Source organism: Hwanghaeella sp. LZ110 (assembly GCF_048892525.1).
GTDB lineage: Bacteria > Pseudomonadota > Alphaproteobacteria > UBA8366 > Aestuariispiraceae > Pacificispira.
The window spans coordinates 13,828-30,918 of sequence record NZ_JBLZHT010000004.1 but is presented as its reverse complement, the minus strand read 5'-3'; the positions used below and the strand labels follow the sequence as shown (position 1 = coordinate 30,918).

15 protein-coding genes are annotated in these 17,091 nt (G+C 53.6%); 3 read left to right on the top strand and 12 right to left on the bottom strand.

The annotated features are described in order from the left end of the window. The first annotated feature begins 28 nt into the window (after positions 1-28). From parC to ACOSDM_RS08765, 3 genes are all read left to right on the top strand, one after another. Complete coding sequence (parC, locus tag ACOSDM_RS08775; protein WP_420724135.1) at positions 29-2,260, top strand: DNA topoisomerase IV subunit A; 2,232 nt, start codon at positions 29-31, stop codon at positions 2,258-2,260. Positions 2,261-2,290: 30 nt separating this feature from the next. Then, complete coding sequence (locus ACOSDM_RS08770; protein WP_420724134.1) at positions 2,291-2,659, top strand: cupin domain-containing protein; 369 nt, start codon at positions 2,291-2,293, stop codon at positions 2,657-2,659. 100 nt (positions 2,660-2,759) lie between these two features. Then, on the top strand, positions 2,760-3,374 hold the full coding sequence (locus ACOSDM_RS08765) for a biotin transporter BioY (RefSeq protein ID WP_420724133.1): 615 nt from the start codon (positions 2,760-2,762) through the stop codon (positions 3,372-3,374). Positions 3,375-3,475: 101 nt separating this feature from the next. Here the strand turns inward: ACOSDM_RS08765 and ACOSDM_RS08760 are convergent, their stop codons facing one another. The 12 genes from ACOSDM_RS08760 to ACOSDM_RS08705 form a co-directional block, all read right to left on the bottom strand. Further along, positions 3,476-3,868, bottom strand: a complete 393-nt coding sequence (locus ACOSDM_RS08760; protein ID WP_420724132.1) for a hypothetical protein — start codon at positions 3,866-3,868, stop codon at positions 3,476-3,478. A 188-nt stretch (positions 3,869-4,056) separates the two neighbouring features. Beyond that, on the bottom strand, positions 4,057-6,684 hold the full coding sequence (locus ACOSDM_RS08755; RefSeq protein ID WP_420724131.1) for a TRAP transporter large permease subunit: 2,628 nt from the start codon (positions 6,682-6,684) through the stop codon (positions 4,057-4,059). 102 nt (positions 6,685-6,786) lie between these two features. Then, the gene (locus ACOSDM_RS08750) at positions 6,787-7,809 is read right to left on the bottom strand and encodes a TRAP transporter small permease subunit (RefSeq protein WP_420724130.1); all 1,023 of its coding nucleotides are present in this window, start codon (positions 7,807-7,809) and stop codon (positions 6,787-6,789) included. 154 nt (positions 7,810-7,963) lie between these two features. Next, complete coding sequence (locus ACOSDM_RS08745; RefSeq protein ID WP_420724129.1) at positions 7,964-9,064, bottom strand: TRAP transporter substrate-binding protein; 1,101 nt, start codon at positions 9,062-9,064, stop codon at positions 7,964-7,966. Positions 9,065-9,261: 197 nt separating this feature from the next. Continuing rightward, entirely contained in the window at positions 9,262-10,032 is a 771-nt protein-coding gene (locus ACOSDM_RS08740; protein WP_420724128.1) for an arginyltransferase, read from the bottom strand. A gap of 76 nt (positions 10,033-10,108) precedes the next feature. After that, positions 10,109-11,086, bottom strand: a complete 978-nt coding sequence (locus ACOSDM_RS08735) for an alpha-E domain-containing protein (RefSeq protein ID WP_420724127.1) — start codon at positions 11,084-11,086, stop codon at positions 10,109-10,111. Positions 11,087-11,104: 18 nt separating this feature from the next. Next, positions 11,105-12,559, bottom strand: coding sequence for a circularly permuted type 2 ATP-grasp protein (locus ACOSDM_RS08730; protein WP_420724126.1), 1,455 nt, complete (start codon positions 12,557-12,559; stop codon positions 11,105-11,107). 142 nt (positions 12,560-12,701) lie between these two features. Further along, positions 12,702-13,196: an RDD family protein gene (locus tag ACOSDM_RS08725; protein ID WP_420724125.1), complete on the bottom strand. Its 495-nt coding sequence runs from the start codon at positions 13,194-13,196 to the stop codon at positions 12,702-12,704. 86 nt (positions 13,197-13,282) lie between these two features. Beyond that, positions 13,283-14,155: a flagellar motor protein MotB gene (locus ACOSDM_RS08720; protein ID WP_420724124.1), complete on the bottom strand. Its 873-nt coding sequence runs from the start codon at positions 14,153-14,155 to the stop codon at positions 13,283-13,285. Positions 14,156-14,165: 10 nt separating this feature from the next. Beyond that, positions 14,166-15,191 carry a flagellar motor protein MotB gene (locus tag ACOSDM_RS08715; RefSeq protein WP_420724123.1) on the bottom strand — a complete coding sequence of 342 codons (1,026 nt, stop codon included), beginning with the start codon at positions 15,189-15,191 and terminating at the stop codon, positions 14,166-14,168. A 95-nt stretch (positions 15,192-15,286) separates the two neighbouring features. Next, positions 15,287-16,153 carry a flagellar motor stator protein MotA gene (motA, locus tag ACOSDM_RS08710; protein WP_420724122.1) on the bottom strand — a complete coding sequence of 289 codons (867 nt, stop codon included), beginning with the start codon at positions 16,151-16,153 and terminating at the stop codon, positions 15,287-15,289. 103 nt (positions 16,154-16,256) lie between these two features. Beyond that, the gene (locus ACOSDM_RS08705; RefSeq protein ID WP_420724121.1) at positions 16,257-17,066 is read right to left on the bottom strand and encodes a hypothetical protein; all 810 of its coding nucleotides are present in this window, start codon (positions 17,064-17,066) and stop codon (positions 16,257-16,259) included. Positions 17,067-17,091 lie beyond the last annotated feature (25 nt).

Genomic DNA, 17,091 nt, shown 5'->3' with positions numbered 1-17,091 from the left:
TACTGTGATATCTGAGGAGACTTGAAGAATGACAGACGACGCGCCCGCAGTGGCCTTGCGCCAGATACCGCTGGCCGATGCGTTAAGCGAACGCTATCTGGCCTATGCCATGTCGACAATTACGTCGCGGTCCTTGCCCGATGCGCGGGACGGGTTGAAGCCAGTGCATCGCAGGCTGTTATTTGCGATGCGCGAATTGAAGCTGAACCCCGAAAGCGGCTTTAAGAAATGCGCGCGTATCGTCGGGGATGTCATGGGTAAATATCACCCCCATGGCGACAGCTCGATCTATGAAGCCATGGTGCGTCTGGCGCAGGAATTTGCTGTGCGCTATCCCCTGGTCGATGGTCAGGGGAATTTCGGCAATGTCGATGGCGATAACCCAGCGGCCATGCGGTATACTGAGGCACGGCTGACCGAAACCGCCAATCGGTTGCTGCAGGGCATAGATGACGATGCCGTTGATTTTCGCGGCACTTATGACGGGGAAGGGCGCGAGCCCGTTGTTCTGCCGTCCGCCTTCCCCAATCTGCTGGCCAATGGTGCGGCTGGGATTGCGGTTGGGATGGCGACCTCTATTCCCCCCCATAATGTCGCAGAGCTGTGCGAAGCCCTGATCTATCTGATCAAGACCCCCAATGCCTCCGTCGCGAAGCTGATGGACTTTATTCCAGGGCCAGACTTCCCGACGGGCGGCACTCTGGTTGAAAGCCGGGAGGCGATTGCAGAGGCCTATGGGACAGGACGGGGCTCTTTCCGCATTCGCGCGCGCTGGGAAGTGGAGCAGTTAAAGGGTGGAACCTGGCAGATCGTTGTCACGGAAATTCCTTATCAGGTACAGAAATCGCGCTTGATTGAGCGTATCGCGGAACTGATCCAGGAGCGGAAGATCGCCATTTTGGGCGATATCATGGATGAATCTGCGGAAGATGTGCGCATCGTGATCGAGCCGAAATCGCGCAATGTCGATCCTGAAATGCTGATGGAAAGTCTGTTTCGCTATACGGACCTGGAAACCCGTTTCAGCCTGAACATGAATGTTCTGACCGAGGGCGGTCGGGTACCGAAAGTGGTCAATCTGAGAGAGGCCTTGCAGGCCTTTCTGGATCACCGCCATGATGTGTTGATCCGACGCTCAGAACACCGCAAGGCCCAGATCGAGCGGCGATTGGAAATCCTGAAGGGCTATCTGATCTGTTACCTCAATCTGGATGAAGTCATTCGCATCATTCGCGAAGAAGACCATCCAAAGCAGGTGATGATGGATACATTCGCCCTGTCGGATTTGCAGGCGGAATCGATCCTGAACATGCGCTTGCGCAGCTTGCGCCGTTTGGAAGAGTTCGAAATCAAGAAAGAGTATGATGGCCTGGAAACGGAATTGTCAGAGATTGTGACCCTATTGGCCGATGGGGAGATGCGCTGGAAGCATATCGCCGACGAAATGCGCGACTTGAAGAAAGCCTATGGCCCCACAACACCGCTGGGCCGTCGTAGGACGGAAATGGGATCTGTACCGACGGCTGTTATCGTTCCGCTGGAGGCGATGATAGAGAAAGAGCCGGTCACCATCGTATGTTCTGCAAAGGGCTGGATACGGGCGCTGAAGGGTCATTTGGCCTCCGATGCGGAAATTAAGTACAAGGAAGATGACGGTCCGCGCTTCGTTATCCCGGCCCAGACCACCGATAAGGTACTGATTTTTGGCACCAATGGTCGGTTTTACACCATTGGGGCCGATAAATTGCCCGGTGGACGCGGCAATGGGGAGCCGCTGCGCCTGATGATCGACCTGCCCAATGATCATGAGATTGTCAGCCTGATGGTGCATCAGGCGGATCGGAAGCTGTTGGTTGCCTCAACAGATGGCCGAGGTTTTATGATTCCGGAAAATGATGTGCTGGCCCAGACTCGAAACGGGAAGCAGATATTGAATGTGTCTGGCAAGGTAGAGGCGATGGGGTGCCGCATTATTGATGCGGATCACGACAGCGTCGCGGTGATCGGTAAAAATCGCAAGTTGCTGGTGTTTGATATGGAAGAACTGCCCGAAATGGCGAGAGGGCGAGGCGTTATCCTGCAGAAATACCGGGATGGCGGTTTAAGCGATATAAAAACCTTTGCCAAAGCCGAAGGCCTGACCTGGCAGATCGGTGATCGAACCCGCACAGAGCATGATTTAAGCGGCTGGATCGGGAAGCGGGCCCAGGCTGGTCGGATGCCGCCGGCAGGCTTTCCACGCTCTAACAAGTTCAGCTAGGTACTAGGTACTAGGTACTAGGGGAATGCGATGAAATTCTCTGTGCAACATGCCAAGGACGGTGTTTTTGACGATAAGGGCCTACGCTCTTTCTTTGAATACCGGGATCTGGGTATGGGGGAGGCGACCGATGGCCAGTTTCATGCCCAGGTCATCCGTGCCCGGGAAGCCTGCACAGACGGCACCGGCGCCCATACGCACAGCCTGGACTTCCAAATGGTCTATGTGCTGAAGGGCTGGGTAACATTCTGGTATGAGGGGCAGGGCGAAGTATCGATGGAGGCGGGGGCCTGCGTGCATCAGCCCCCCGGCATTTGCCATGAATTGCTGCGCTGTAGCGATGATTGTGAGTTACTGGAAATCGTCTCCCCCGCGGAATTTGGGACTCAGCCAGCCTGAAACCTTGTGCCTTAGAGGTGATTTGCAAGCAGCGTACATTCTGCTATCCAAATTGCCGACAGTATTGGAACTGTTTTTAAATGTTGGAAGGAAATTGAAAATGTCTAATGCGATTGCAACGCAGCCTACATTGGCACAGACAGTATGGCAGGCCGAAGGTGCCGCCCGTTGGATGCGCAATGTGGTTCTGGTCTTGGCTGGAACAGCGATTTTAGCCATTTCTGCCACGATCAACGTGCCGATGCTTCCCGTCCCAATGACCATGCAGACTTTTGCGGTTCTCTTGATTGCGATGGCTTATGGTTGGCGCCTGGGCGCAGCGACCATCATCGCTTATTTGGCCGAAGGTGCCTTGGGGCTTCCGGTTTTCGCAGGGGGCGGTGGCTTGGCCTATATGGCTGGCCCGACGGGCGGCTATCTTTTCGGCTTTGTGCTTTCGGCACTTATTGTCGGATGGCTGGCTGAACGCGGTTGGCGCAACATTCCCAGCACCTTCGCTGCGAATATCCTTGGTACGGTCCTAATTTTTGGATTCGGTTTTCTGTGGCTGACCCAGGTTATTGCCGTTGCAAAAGGTCTGGACTTCGCTGCTGCGGTTCCGATTGCATTCTCTGCTGGTGTAGCCCCCTTTATTCTGGGCGGTATCGTTAAATCTGCCCTGGCCGCTGCGGTTCTGCCGCTTGGCTGGAAAATCCTGGGGAAGATGCGCGGATAACGCACTGATTCTATCGACTGTTTTGTTAAGGGCCGTGCACGGACAGTGTGCGGCCTTTTTCTTTGGCGGATTGTGCCGTGTTTAGGATCATTGTGTCCGCGTTATGCCGATTGCGGATCATCCAAACCATTCGGCAAAGATATCCAGAGAACCATTTGAGCGTTTTGGGAATGGCGGGATAGATGGCCTTTGCCATGGGTGTCTTCAACCAGAACGAATTCCCCCGCAGAAACCTTCCGGACCTCACCATCGCTTGTTTCGTACTCTACCGTACCATTTAGTCTCACTGTCAGTTCTCGATCTGGCACGGTGTGCCAATCGACCTGGCGCATGCCCGCCGGGATCCGGGTGAAGCGAATGCGGGATGCAGGATAACTGGCAGATATGTCGAACGGCGTGGCGTCGGGGTGGACCGATGCCTTTTCTGTTGGTATTTCGACCTCTCCGAAATGCGATTCCCCATCTTGGGTGGCATAGATGCGCAAGCACTTCATTGTTGCGACCTCCTTCGGCTTAGAAATGATGAACTGGATTGTCCGTACGATAAGCCGGGCGGGCTGCGGATCTCAACAGGATCAACCGAAATATGGATCCACTTGTTTGATCTTCCTTCATAAAAGAAAACGGGGCCGTGACGTTTCCGCCACAGCCCCTGTACTTTGTTGGCGCTGCCTGGCCAATCTTAGAAATACAGCGAGATATCCGTATGACCCGCACTGCATCCGGTGACATACAGCGCGATATGGCGGGGCAGGCGGTCCAGTTCCCGTACGCCGATCGTGTCGTGAATGCTACGTTCATAAGATTCAACGTCGGACTGTAGCGCCGCAGATGCCTTTGTACGCCAGGCAATTTCGGAGTCCATCAGTGTCAGGGCCTTAGACAGGGAGCTTAAAGCGGCCTCCTTGTCCGGAGTGTTGCTGGAGGCAATAGCGCGCCGCGCATCTGACAGGGCATTGCGAATATCCCCGGCGCCGGCAACAGCCCCGACCTCGCTTTCGACCTCTTTAAAGCGGGCTTCCAGTTCCTCCTTAGAGGCATTCCGGATCACGTCTTCCAGATCGGCAACATCCTGGCGGGCGGCCACCAGATCATCTGATCCTTTGAGGGTGCTCAACAATACCTTGATCGGCTCATAGGCCCCATCCACGGTGCGGCGATACACACCATAGGCCCGCTTTTCTTCCGACAGGTATTTAGAGAAGACCTTCCGAGTTTCTGCCCAATCGCTTGGAATGCTTGCCGTCAATTCCTTCATCTCAGCTTCCAGGATCTCGATTCGGGCGGCAAGGCGTTCTTCTCGCTCTGGATCATCGCCATTGCGCTTCAGCCGGCCCAGGGTTTGTTTGTCTTCATCCAGCTCTGCCTTGTGATCGGCGATATCTTTCTGGATGATGCGAACTTGCTCCAACAGGGGCTTATAGACGACAGCAGCTTCATTTTTTGCATCTGTCGCGTCCCGTGCTGTTTTCAGCGCATCAAAGGACCCCATTGCCAGTGTGACGCTTTCTGCAACGTCATTTTGCAAGGCTGGCGGCAGGGTTGCCAGATCCCACTGCTGAGCCTGGGCAATCGCGGCTTTGATATCATCGCCGCGTGTTTGGAATTCGCCCCAGACATATTCCTGAATGCAGTTCTGCAAACGTGGATTGGCAGGCGGCGGTGCTGTTTCGGACAGCAAAGACACGCGGGTTGGCAAATAATTCACCAGGGCCGGATTCATGCCGACGATTACCAGCGCCAGCAATTGCAGGGAGATGAAGGGAACGACCCCCTTATACATCTGTATTGTCTTGACCGCCGGCGGGGCAACTCCGCGCAGATAGAACAAGGCAAATCCAAAGGGCGGCGTTAAGAAGGAGGTCTGCATATTCAGACCAATCATCACGCCCAACCAGACCGCAGAAACGTTCGCCGATGGGTCAGCCAACAGGATCGGTGTCACAATCGGCACCACGACCACGGCAATTTCGATAAAGTCCAGGAAGAACCCCAGGAAGAAGATCACTGCCATGACGATGATGAACTGCGTCCAGAACCCACCCGGCAGGCCGGTCAGGAATTCGCGCACCAGTTCTTCACCGCCAAAACCGCGGAAGGCGGCGGTCAGCATTGCCGCACCCAGCAGAATGATGAAGACCAGGGATGTCGTCTTTGCCGTCTCCATCAAGACGCCTTGCAAGGTGTTGTCGATGCGCATGGTGCGGGCACCGCTCCACAGAACCCCTGCCAGGAAAACGATGACCGCAAGAACGGCAAATCCGATAACGATCTCATCCTCGACCGTTTCGATGGCTTTGACGTTAATCGTGTACAGTGACGTCAGGATCATAATGACCAGGACGGCGGCGCAGGTTATTGCGGCCGGCCAGAAGGCGCGGCGATGCCCTTCATACAGACGATAGCCTGCCATCACCATGGCCCCCACGGCGCCGACAGCACCGGCCTGGTTAACGGTTGCGATACCGGTGATGATCGATCCCAGCACGACGAAGATCAGCGCCAAGGGAGGGAAAAGTGCCAATATGACATTACCCGCAAACTTTCGATCATACTTTCCTGTGAAAGGGACCGGCGGGGCGACATCGCGTTTGATGAAGGCGACAACCAGAATGAACAGCATGTAAACCGCGACCAGAACCAGGCCTGGCACCATCGCCCCCATGAACATGTCCCCGGCACTGGTGGAAGTCACACCGAATTCGCTGGGCATAGAAAATTCGCCGGTTGCGGTTTTGTATGCGGCAGCACGCAATGCGCCCGCCTGATCCACAGCGTTCGACAACTGGTCGGCCAGAATGATCAGAACGATAGACGGCGGAATTATCTGACCCAGCGTACCCGATGCGGCAATTGTGCCGGTCGATAACCAGTTCTGATAGTTGTTCCGCATCATGGCGGGCAGGGAGATCATGCCCATCGCCACCACAGTCGCGCCCAGAATCCCCGTTGTCGCAGCCAACAGTGCGCCCACAAACACCACGGAAATCCCTAAGCCACCGCGAACCGGACCAAATAACTGCGCCATGGTGATCAGCAGGTCTTCCGCGATTTTGGATCGCTGAAGCATAATGCCCATAAAGACGAAGAGCGGGATGGCTATTAATGTATCTCGATCAACATCCCAGTAAACGCCCCGAAAGTTTGTGACCCCGGCGCTCAACCAATTGGACGCGCCGCCTTGGGCAAAATAAGCGTCAGGATTGCCTTCAATGAAATACCCGGCCGCGGCTGCGACACAGACGGTAATGATCGCAGACCCAGGAAGGGAGAAGGCAACGGGAAATCCAGAAGCGAGTGTGCCAGCCATCAGCACGAGCAACATAACTAAAAAGAAGATTTCCATAGCGTACAGTGTCCAAAGTTGATGTCTTTACAAGCCGCTGAAACAGCGACAGAAAATGCTGGATGTTTAAGCCGGGCCCCCTGTGGGCGGCGGCTCACGATGGCCGGGTTCCCCCAGAATATCCGCAACGCTTTCCATCATATAGCTGCAAAACTGAACGGTCATTGATACGGCAAACACTGCCAGAAAACCGGCCATCCAGAATTTCACATACATGCCAAAGCCTGACTGTGAGACTTCGTAATTGAATATGGATGTATTGATGATGCTGGATTGGTCCCACATGCCAAATATCAATATGACCCAGCACAAAGAGGTACCCAGGACGATGCATCCAAATGTATTGATGATGCCCTTGGTGCGCGTGGAAAAGCCGGCATACAAAACATCAACGCGCACATGACCGTCCTCGAACAGCGTGTAAGCGCTGGCAAACAGGAACAGGGCACCATACCAGAACCGGACCAAATCGCCTTGAAATGCCTGTTCATAGGAGAACACGAAGCGTGTCACCACAATCGACATTTCGGCGACAACGACCAACAGCGCCAGCCATTGGAATCCAAGTGTTTTGGTGCGTGCGGCGACGATCAGGGACAAAATGATCAAAGGAAAATGAACATAGGGACCTCGAAAATGGGACCGTCCCAGATCGGAGGTCATTTGATCCCCCACCAGGGCGGGCAGAATGTCTTCCACCCGCAGGAAGGAAATGATGGCATCCACCACGCCAATAAAAATCACGGCCCAGAATGCAGCCCGGATAATATAGTTCACAATCCCGCGAAGGGATTCGGAATCCTTGCGCAGAGAGCGATCAGGCGTTCTGAAGACAAACAAAATAACGGCAGCAAAACCAAGAAGATAGAAAACATTCTGAATGCCCGATAATAAGTGACTATCAGCATTATCACCCAAAATTGCGGCGGCCCCTGGCCAACCCCACCAGACATTCAGATAATTGTTGATGATATAAACCAGGGTTGTAAACGACAGTATCCAACCGACAATGCGGGCAATCTTCGGCAACACCCCGTTCGAGCCGACATCTGAATATTCAGGTGTCACGCCGTCTGAAACTGCGCTCATAGCAACTCCCCAAATGTACCTGTTCGTTCATTATTGGACGGCGGATTTTTCCATCTCGTCCATGTCTCCAGTCTTGAATTGCCAGAGCACTTTTTGTTTTGGCCTGCAGGCGGGACAAAAGCCCCGCCTGCAATCCAAATCATTCTCAAAGGTCTTACAGACCCAAAACGCGGTTGCGCTGCACAACGTATTCAACGTCCTGCAGGTTACCCCATGAACCCAGCTCGGCACGGGTGTTAAAGAAGCTTTCATGAACGCGTGCAGCCAGATCGCTGTGTGCTTTCACTTCTTCGAACAGTTCAGCAGATGCCTTACCATACGCGTCATACACATCATCGTTGAATTTCTTCACGACAACGCCTTGCTCTTTAACCAGCTTGGTCAGATAGGTACCGTTGTTGGCGTTGAATTCTGACATCATCACGTCATTTTCAACGGTCGCGGCGGATTCGATCAGCATCTGATCCATTGGCGACAGGCCTTCCCACCAGGACTTGTTCATGCCAACAGCCAACATCGAGCCCGGCTCATGGAAACCAGGGTAATAGTAGTATTTGGCTGCTTCATACAGTTTCATGGCGTAGTCGTTCCACGGACCAACCCATTCGGTCGCGTCGATGGCACCAGAAACCAGGTTTTCATAAATCTGACCACCAGGCAGGGAAACCGGAGAGGCCCCCAATTTGGCGATCACGTCACCGCCAAGGCCTGGCATACGCATTTTCAGGCCACGCAGGTCATCGGCGCTGTTGATTTCTTTGTTGAACCAACCGCCCATCTGACCGCCGGTGTTCCCGCACATCAGGCCTTTAAGGCCGAATTCTGCGCCCAGCTCATCCCACAGTTGCTGGCCGCCCATGAAGCGGATCCAGGCGTTGATTTCGGTATAGGTCAGACCAAACGGAACGGTCGTGAAATACGCCCATGCCGGATGCTTGCCCTTCCAGTAGTAATCTGCGCCGTGATAGGCCTGTGCATTCCCAGAGGCTACTTCATCGAAGGCGTCGAACGCGCCGACGCGCTCGCCAGCGGCAAAGTATTGCACCTGGATGCGGCCATCAGTGATGTCCTGAACGCGCTGTGCAAAACGCTGTGCCCCGGTACCCAGACCCGGGAAATCCCGTGGCCAGGTGGAGACGATGTTCATTTCAATGCGTTGCTGCGCAATGGCAGGCTTAGCAAAGTTTGATGCTGCAGTTACGGCAGCCGCGCCTGCGGCAACAGTTCCAGCTTTAAGAAAATCGCGACGTTTCATAATTCTCCCTTTTCTTGGCTTCCCTCTCGGGGTTGCTTTCTTCGGCCTCGCGCCAAATTCTGACAACCACGAAGTTTAGACCTCCCACCTCGGTACAATCCAAGAATTGCCCGTTATGTGATCGGCTTTGTTATTCGATCTTGTTAACAAAATCGCTTACCTTGTTTATACCGTAAATTTATTACCCTGCAATAGGTTCAAAGTGTTTTGCCACAGGGACTGGTTGTCACAGGTCCCCAGGATTCTTTGTCACGAATTTCACTCCAGGCGCCACGATAGAATCCTTCGATGGGTTCAAAGGATGCCTTGTAATCCATTTTTGGGCTGCCAGGAACCCAAAAACCCAAATATACGAATGGTTTATCGGCTTTAATCGCAAGTTCGATCAAGCTTAGAATCATAAATACGCCAAGGCTGCGACGCTCTTCTGTGGGATCGAAAAAACTGTATACGGCAGAATAACCATCCCCCAACCGGTCGGTTATACAGGTCGCCATCAAATATCCTGATGGCGTCCGCCATTCCAATAATCCTGTGTCAACAGGGCTTGCGACCACCAAATTTGAATAATCGCGAATCGACATGCCTGCCATATCGCCATCGCCATGGCGGGATTTAACGTAGCGACTGAACAACTTATATTGTTCTTCAGTGGCTTTTTGACCGACATCTTCCTCCGTCAGGTCGGCATTTCTGTTCCAGATTTTGCGATACCGGCGTTTGGTCTGAAAATCAGCGACGCGGATTCGAACAGGAATGCACGATTGGCAGGCATTGCAGGTGGGACGATATACAATGTGATGCGACCGGCGAAACCCATACAGACTTAAATGTTCAAAAGTTTCCTGTGCATTCGGGCCGCCCAGCTCCATGAAAAGCTGTTGTTCCACCAGACCATCCAGGTAAGGGCAGGACATCGGGCCAGAGCGATGAAAAACAATGGGCCCCAAGGGGCGTTGATGGCTCATATCATCCAAATCCTTATACAGGCCATACAGCAGGGGGATGCAGCCACGCTGTTAGTTATGCGATCAATGTAGCGGCCTATGCGGCGACATCATCCTCTTCAAGCTGACCAAAATATGCTACATCCATCGCCTTCGCCACGGCAATCAAATCCAATTGAATCGCATCCAGAAACTCGTGCATGCCAAAATCAATAATGGATTGCATGTCGGTGTCTTCCAGTCGCTTGTGAATGACATCCACAGCCTCGGCGACGCGATCACCCCGGTTAAGTTGGAATGTGTAGATCAATTGGGACAACAGGTTTGACACTTCGCCGATACAGTATCGGACGGAACGGGGAAAACGGTTATTCAGAACCAGAAACTCCGCAACGCCGATCGGGTCAATGCCCCGTGGATGCACCCGTCGATAGGCGTGATAGCCCGCCGCTGATCGCAACAATGCATTCCATTGGCTGAGATCCAGGATCGACCCGACATCATCGGGTCTGGGCAAGAGTGTGTGATATTTGACATCCACCAATCGCGTCGTCTGGTCGGCCCGTTCCAGATATTTCCCCAATTGATAAAAATACCAGCCCTGATCCCGATAAAATGTCCCTTCGGTTATGCCGGTATGGGCCTGGCAGGCGGTGCGGACACGTTCACAAAAACGGGCGATATTGGGAATGTTATCGGGCGTCGCGCTAATCGCCTGCAATTCGTTGAAAAAGACATTCAGATGGGTCCACATCTCGGTTGAGATCAGCGGACGCAACGACCTGGCATTTTCGCGGGCCGAACGGACAGAAGAGATAATCGAGTTCGGGTTGTCCCTGTCCAGCATGTAGAAATAGGCGGTTTTGGACGGGCTTGTCGCGCCATGCTGTTTTTCAAACAGCTCCCGATCCGCATTCAGGTCGATAATGGCGTCCCAATTGTGTTCGCCACGACGGTCCCTGGCAAAGACTTCATTCACTTCCAGCAGGCGCGCCAGATTGTCCGCGCGTTCCATGTATCGGGCCATCCAGGAAATTTCTTCGGCGAAGCGGGCCAATAGAGTGAGCTGTGTCATTTTGCGACTTTCCTCATATCAATCCATCAGGACCCAGGTATCTTTGGATCCACCCCCCTGACTGGAATTCACAACCAAAGACCCTTCCCGCAGGGCGACCCGTGTCAGGCCACCTGGCAGGACCCAACTGGATTTACCGGTCACACAGAACGGCCGCAAGTCGACATGGCGTGGCACGATCCTGCCCTCCAGCAGGGTGGGACAGACCGATAGATCGATCATTGGCTGGCTGATAAAATTGGCCGGATCATCGCGCAGTTTGGCGCGAAATTCCGCCAGTTCCGCCTTGCTGGCGCGGGGACCAATCAAGATGCCATATCCTCCCGATTCCCCGACCGGCTTGACCACCAGTTCTTCCAGGTGATCCAGGGTATATTTCAAACCGTCCGGTTCGCGGCAGATATGGGTCGGAACATTAGGCAGGATGGCTTCTTCCCCAAGGTAATATTCAATCAGGCGCGGCATATAGGCATAGACCGCCTTGTCATCGGCAACGCCGGTCCCAATCGCGTTGGCCAATGTGACATTGCCCTTGCGATAGGCATCAAAAATGCCCGGTACACCCAAAAGGCTGTCTTCCCGGAAGGCCCGCGGATCCAGGAAATCATCGTCAATGCGGCGATACAGGCAATGGACTTCTTCATTCCCTTCCGTCGTGCGCATATAGACGCGATCATTTTCGACCACCAGATCGCGCCCTTCCACCAGGGGGATGCCCATTTCGCGCGCCAGAAAGATATGTTCGAAATAAGCAGAATTATACGCGCCGGGGGACAGCAGACAGACTTGGGGGTCCCCGACATGTTCTGGGGCGACATCCAGCATCGCCTTCAGCAAACGCGGGCCATAATCATCAACGGATCGAATCCCGAAGGCATCCACCAGATCCGGAAAGGCACGCTGCATCATGTGGCGGTTTTCAACGACATAGGACACGCCAGAGGGGGTGCGCGCATTGTCTTCCAGAACACGGAAAACGCCATCGCCATCCCGGACCAGATCAATGCCGCAAACATGAACATAGGTTCCACCGGGCACCGACACACCTTCCATTTGGGGTCGGTAATTCTTATTCCCCAGGACCAGTTCGGCCGGAATTATACCGTCCTTGATGCATTTCTGATCGTGATAGATGTCCCAGATGAATTTGTTCAGGGTTTCAACACGTTGTGTCACCCCGCGTTCGACATCGACCCATTCATCGGCCCCAATGACACGGGGCAGCACATCGAAGGGAAGGATGCGATCAATCATCATCCGGTCGCTATAGACCGTGAAGGTTATGCCCAGATTATACAGTTCACGCGATGCGGCGTCGGACCGCGCCATTAATTCGACCGCATCCAGACCCTGCAGCCGCTCCACAACGGATTGTGGGATCATGCCCTTATTTGCTGCGCTGACGATTTCGCAAAAGAACCCTTGTGAATCGTAGCCTGATAATCCCATCGAGCCTTCGATGATGTCTCCCATTTACCTTTGTCTCGCAACCCGGTTTTTTACCGTGGAAGCGCCCCTAGTGAGACCCCGCACCTAACCTGTTCATATCATTCTTGTTACAGGTAGTATGCGAGGTAATCTAAGGAATACAACAGCAAACCAATGAATTGGGAATTCAAACTGCCTTGTTTAGCGTTTCAGCGTTCAAGGCCCGGGTGTTGCTGAGGATATCGTGCAGGAAACGATCCCGGGGATCGAACAGGATATACAGCAGCGGAATAAAGGCCAGTGACAGGCTGATATAGAACAGGACGGTCAGCAAAAAGGCCTGAATCAGGCTGGGATTGCTTCCTGTTGGCGCGTCGACAACCCTTATACCCGCCAGCTTTTGACCGATGGTCTGTCCGCGCATGGAAATCAACATTGTGTGATAAACGAAGGGCAGGATTGTGGTTGCCGCGGCGGCAAGCGGGGCCAACAAACCCAGCGTCAAGGCGGTAATGATCCATATCCCCATTGAAAGACCGGCCAATACCATCACATCGACAATGTATCCAAACAGGCGCTTTAGGACGCTTCCTTCCCAGTAAACCGGGTCATCAAAGCGGGCATCATCCTGTGGGCGCAGGGTGAATCCTGCATCAATTGGCTTTTCATTCGACTGGTTCATTTAAAATCAATTTCCTTCCGCATTTGCTTTGATTTCAAATGGGAATTTTGGATCAGATTGCAAGCCGGGGTCTATCAAACCGGATTTTATCGTAACGGGGCCTGACGCAACAGGACAATGGTCATGCGCCTGTTCTGGGGGGAGTCCAGATTGTCCGGAATTAGGGGTTCTGTGTTGGCCACCCCCACCACGGCTTCAAATCTTTGGCCGGGTAATCCATTGCGGGTTAAACCACGGCGAATTGCATTGGCCCGATTAACGGACAATTCCCAGACATTCTCGACGCCTTCGGTAGCGCCAGTGTGACCCGTAACTGAAACCGGATTTGGAAGATTGATGGCGATATCAGCCAGAAGCTGCAGTGCCAGCTTTGCATGATCCGTCAATTCGTCCGTACCGCGTTTAAAAATCGCTTCATTGTTATTATCAATCAACTGAATGCGCAGACCTTCATCGGTCACATCTATTTTGATCGTATCTTTCAGCGCCTTCAGTTCGGGGGGCAACTCATTGATTTGGGTTTCCAAATTCCGGCGCGCGACGTTGAACCGGTTCTCCTCTTCTTCCGAATTTACTTCTCCAACAGTACCGGTGCTGTCTTCATCCTTAGCGCCGCTGCCTTGATCCTGTGCATTCAGGTCACCCTGGGATGTTCCCCCTGTCGCATTGGCGGCCTGCGCAATTTTACTGTCGGACGGGCCGGGATCATTGGGCGTTGAACCGCCAAACACATTGCCCGATCCTGAGGGAGAGGAAGAGGTGAGGGTGGTTGGCGTGAAATAGTTTGAAAGCCCGTCCAGAACTTCCTGCTCTGACGCATTCAACAGCCACAGCAACAGAAAGAACGCCATCATGGCGGTCACAAAATCTGCATAGGCGACTTTCCAGGCGCCCCCATGGGCCCCTTCCTGGTTCACCTTCACTTTCTTGACAATGATCTGTTGCTCAAGGTCCGCCATGGTGCCGCCCCTAGAATTTCGGCAGGGGCGGCGGTGCGGCCCCGCTGTTGTCTAGGGCTGGGGCGGGACCAGCCATGGTGTCCGGGACATTCCCATCGCGTGGAGTTGCGCCAGGGACCGCAGGGCTGGGCGTTTCCGGGGGGTGATCGCGTAACAGGAGAATGGAAATGCGCCGGTTGCGCTCATCCTCCGGATTGCGCGGGTCCAGTAATTCGGTATCGGCTTTACCCTCAACCCGAACCAATCGGCCTGCCGGGAAGCCATTTTCCTGCATCCACCGACGACTGGCAGCGGCGCGGTCACCGGATAGCTCCCAGTTGGTATAGTCCGGGGTCGCATTTGGCTGTGCTCCGGAATCGGTATGGCCGGTAATGGCGACATCATTTGGCAGTTCGACCGTAATGCCACTGATCAGGGCCAGCAATCGAATGGCGCGACGGGTCAGGATATCCGTGCCTGGTTCGAACATCTCCCGCTTCTGATAATCCAGCAATTGAATCAGCAAGCCGTCTTCTGTGACATCAAACAGAATGCTGTCCTGCAGATCCCGCACAAGCGGGTCTTCCTGGATCGATTGTTTCAGCTTGTTCAGCGCGTCATCCAGCATTTCCTGTTCCTGCTGAACCTCACTGGCTTTGCCCTTGTTTATTTCTGTTTCCTGTATTGCTTCGCGTTGCTCGCCGGTCTCCTGACCGGCTGCCTCAGACCCATAGCTGGGAATGACAATCGTGGTGCTGGGCGGCGAAGACGCAGATCGCATCGCGCCTTCCGCAGAGGCGACCATGCCGGCCAACGCTTCCCCGATCCCCTGATCTTCCGCGCCGGCATTGGGAGGGGCGAAGTAATCTGACAGGCCGGTCATTTGTTCTTCTGTCGTTGCATTCAAAAGCCACAGCAAAAGGAAAAAAGCCATCATCGCAGTCACGAAATCGGCATAGGCTACCTTCCAGGCACCGCCATGGGCTCCCGCTGCAATTTTTATCTTCTTTTTCAGAATCAGCGGTTTAACCGCTTCTCCCTGCAGCCCGTCTGCCATGCCGTCTTAAAATCCCTTACCCGTTCGCGTCGCATTCACGGCTATTCTCGGTTCCGTCACACGGAGTGGTGAATGGTCCTCAACCGCGCCCAGACTTATCCGGAAACAGGCGGCAGAGACTCAACCGCTGTTTCGACCTCAGCAAAGGTCGGTCGGTTATGCGGCGCCAAACTCTTTCGCGCAAATTCAGTGGAAACCGACGGTGCATAACCGGCCAGATGCGCCAGAATCCCGGCCTTCATGCAGTTAAAATAGGTCGCTTCCTCTTCCATAATCGCCTTCGCATTCGAAGCAAAGGGGGCGAAGAAGCCATAACACAGCAAAATCCCCAGGAATGTCCCGACCAACGCGCCACCGATCAGTTTACCCAGGATTTCCGGCGGCTCATTGATCGAGCCCATGGTCTTAATGACCCCCAACACGGCGGCCACAATCCCCAAGGCAGGAAAACCTTCTGCCAGAGCTGTCAGTGCATGGGCGACCTGGTGGTCGTGAACGTGATGCGCTTCAAGATCGGCATCCATCAGGGCTTCAACCTCATGCGGGTTGTCGGTTCCTAGAGTCATCAGTCGCAGATAATCGCAGAAGAATTCCGTAGCGTGATGATCTTTATGGAATTTCGTGAAGGGCTGAAACAGCGTGGAATCATGGGGGTTCTCCACATGTTGCTCCACCGCCAGAGCGCCCTTCTGTTTGATCAGCTTAAAGACCTGATACTGCATTGTCAGCAATTCCAGGTAATCGGCTTTCTTGTATTTCGGCCCTTTGAAAATCCCGCCCAGACGTCCGACCGCGCTTTTGACAACGCGTATGGGGTTAGCGATCAAGAAAGCGGCTGCACCGGACCCAAAAATTAGCGTGAATTCAAATGGCTGATTAAGGACGCCGAGCTTTCCACCCATCGCCATGTACGACCCAAGAACTGCAACAATGACTAAGATAATTCCAATAAGAACGAACATAGAAGAAGATCGACCTTCTGTCTGATTGATGCCAGCCGCTAGAAGCGATTGATCCAAAAGTTATTGTGCGCCTCTAAACTCGTCCAATCCTAGTCGGAATCGCCTAGGCATGTCTATCACTTGGAATATGTTCTTGCACGGTCATTGTCCAAATCAACAACTCTGTTGCGCGACCAACACCAATCGGGATGGTTTGGTCTGGTAGATGATTGGGTACCGAAAAGGAATTGCTGATAAATTGTGCGCCAGATCGCATTTCCTTTTGGGCCTTTTCAAACAGGCGTGGCATAGGGTGAGGGCTGAGAAAGGCATAGACAAGATCATAGCGGCCCAGATCAACAGCCCATAGGCTTTGCCATTGAATTTGAATGCGGGTATCGCCTGTTCGCCAGGCCCGAATCTTGGCAACAAGATAGGGTAGGGGCGCATTTTCAACCCCGATAAATTGACTGTCTGGATGGGTGTTGCGCCGTGCCAGCGCCACCGGGACTGCGGCAAATCCGCAACCGAGATCGATCATGGAGACGGGGGTATCCTTGGGAATCAACCCACAGAGCAGGTCCAGAGTCTTCTGATTGCTAAGATACAGTGGCACCCGTTCCCTAAAGCTGTTGCGCATTGCAAGGAACAGGGCAGCCAGAACCAGCAATGGCACCCAAAATGGAAGTTGTAGATTTAACGCCCCCACAAGAAGGATGGGCAGCAGGGCAAGAAAAACACACCATATCAAAGTCGCCCGCAGGCTATAGGCAACACCGCCGGCAACTGTCCCCGCGATCACGAGTTTAATAACCAGCGGCATGTCACTGCCAAACAATGAAAAATAGATTTGAACGGCGCCAACAGTCACTGCTGCCGCGACGAATTCAGACAGAAATGCAATGATCAGTCGGCGACGCCCTTTAAAATCCATTACGGCTCTCGCTTTCCCTCAATAG

Excerpts from the sequence above, each read along its gene's own strand:
- ACOSDM_RS08715 (WP_420724123.1), bottom strand. The coding sequence starts at position 15,191 with ATGGCAGACGGGCTGCAGGGAGAAGCGGTTAAACCGCTGATTCTGAAA.
- ACOSDM_RS08725 (WP_420724125.1), bottom strand. The coding sequence starts at position 13,196 with ATGAACCAGTCGAATGAAAAGCCAATTGATGCAGGATTCACCCTGCGC.
- motA (WP_420724122.1), bottom strand. The coding sequence starts at position 16,153 with ATGTTCGTTCTTATTGGAATTATCTTAGTCATTGTTGCAGTTCTTGGG.
- ACOSDM_RS08755 (WP_420724131.1), bottom strand. The coding sequence starts at position 6,684 with ATGGCTGGCACACTCGCTTCTGGATTTCCCGTTGCCTTCTCCCTTCCT.
- ACOSDM_RS08760 (WP_420724132.1), bottom strand. The coding sequence starts at position 3,868 with ATGAAGTGCTTGCGCATCTATGCCACCCAAGATGGGGAATCGCATTTC.
- ACOSDM_RS08730 (WP_420724126.1), bottom strand. The coding sequence starts at position 12,559 with ATGGGAGACATCATCGAAGGCTCGATGGGATTATCAGGCTACGATTCA.
- ACOSDM_RS08770 (WP_420724134.1), top strand. The coding sequence starts at position 2,291 with ATGAAATTCTCTGTGCAACATGCCAAGGACGGTGTTTTTGACGATAAG.
- ACOSDM_RS08705 (WP_420724121.1), bottom strand. The coding sequence starts at position 17,066 with ATGGATTTTAAAGGGCGTCGCCGACTGATCATTGCATTTCTGTCTGAA.
- ACOSDM_RS08750 (WP_420724130.1), bottom strand. The coding sequence starts at position 7,809 with ATGAGCGCAGTTTCAGACGGCGTGACACCTGAATATTCAGATGTCGGC.
- ACOSDM_RS08735 (WP_420724127.1), bottom strand. The coding sequence starts at position 11,086 with ATGACACAGCTCACTCTATTGGCCCGCTTCGCCGAAGAAATTTCCTGG.
- ACOSDM_RS08745 (WP_420724129.1), bottom strand. The coding sequence starts at position 9,064 with ATGAAACGTCGCGATTTTCTTAAAGCTGGAACTGTTGCCGCAGGCGCG.
- ACOSDM_RS08740 (WP_420724128.1), bottom strand. The coding sequence starts at position 10,032 with ATGAGCCATCAACGCCCCTTGGGGCCCATTGTTTTTCATCGCTCTGGC.
- ACOSDM_RS08720 (WP_420724124.1), bottom strand. The coding sequence starts at position 14,155 with ATGGCGGACCTTGAGCAACAGATCATTGTCAAGAAAGTGAAGGTGAAC.
- ACOSDM_RS08765 (WP_420724133.1), top strand. The coding sequence starts at position 2,760 with ATGTCTAATGCGATTGCAACGCAGCCTACATTGGCACAGACAGTATGG.
- parC (WP_420724135.1), top strand. The coding sequence starts at position 29 with ATGACAGACGACGCGCCCGCAGTGGCCTTGCGCCAGATACCGCTGGCC.